The sequence below is a fragment of the Aurantimonas sp. C2-5-R2 genome (assembly GCF_036549495.1).
Classification (GTDB): Bacteria; Pseudomonadota; Alphaproteobacteria; order Rhizobiales; family Rhizobiaceae; genus Aurantimonas; species Aurantimonas coralicida_A.
In genome coordinates, this window is record NZ_JAZHLJ010000265.1 from 1 (window position 1) to 739 (window position 739).

Sequence of the window (739 nt, forward strand, 5' to 3'; positions counted from 1 at the left end):
AATGACATGATACCCGATTTCCGCGGGTTTGGGCGTCCCGGGTGAACCATGGAGGCTGGTCTTGGCAGGGTTTCGAAACGGCCTCTGAGCGTCGGCCTGATCCTCGACAATTTGAATACGCAATGGTGGCAGCGTCGGCTGGACTGCATTCTCTTTCTGGCTAGCGCCCCTCTGTCGATCCTCAATCTCTTGAGCCTGCCCTAAAGTGCCGAAGACAATCAACCCAACTACAATTGCTGCACACCAATGGCGGTAAGACATTAAAACAAAAACCCTGCGGTGAATTTCCTGCGGCTGACCTTATTCAGCAGAATTAATTCCTTATCGTCAACTCCAATCTTGTGAAGACGCTCGCTTGCCTTTTCTGTGGTTTGCACATCACTACGCTCGACACAATTCCACAAACAGACTTTCTTACGTAGAAAACGCACCAAGGGCTCGAAGCGCGGCCTCGATCACTTGCCGCTTCTCAGGCGGACAAGGATGAATTCTTTCGTTTGCATCGTGCCGATTGGGCGCTTGGCGCTTCATCAAGCCATGGTCGGAAAGAACGTGCGCGATCCAACACGTCTTTGGCAAAAAGCCATATTCGGCTTTCACGTGCTCTTGGATCTGGCGATAGGTCGGCATGCGTCACCCCATCTATATACCTTGCCTATCCGGTTGTTACCCACGCCCACTAAATGTGGGGTGCGCCCATTCCCCGGAGTAAAGCCCGTCAAAGGTCGGCGCAGCTGCC

General features: G+C 53.0%; 3 protein-coding genes. 1 reads left to right on the forward strand and 2 read right to left on the reverse strand.

Annotated features, from left to right (window positions below; all coding sequences use genetic code 11):
- A partial coding sequence (locus VQ044_RS25425) for a hypothetical protein (protein WP_331827916.1) occupies nucleotides 1–261 on the reverse strand: 261 nt, incomplete at its 3' end.
- Nucleotides 261–431 carry a DUF6471 domain-containing protein gene (locus VQ044_RS25990; RefSeq protein WP_442880772.1) on the reverse strand — a complete coding sequence of 57 codons (171 nt, stop codon included), beginning with the start codon at nucleotides 429–431 and terminating at the stop codon, nucleotides 261–263. The genes VQ044_RS25990 and VQ044_RS25425, both read right to left, overlap by 1 nt.
- Nucleotides 432–483: 52 nt before the next feature.
- Between VQ044_RS25990 and VQ044_RS25430 the strand changes: the two genes are divergently transcribed.
- Nucleotides 484–739 (forward strand): hypothetical protein (locus VQ044_RS25430; RefSeq protein WP_331827917.1); only part of this gene is annotated, 256 nt, incomplete at its 3' end.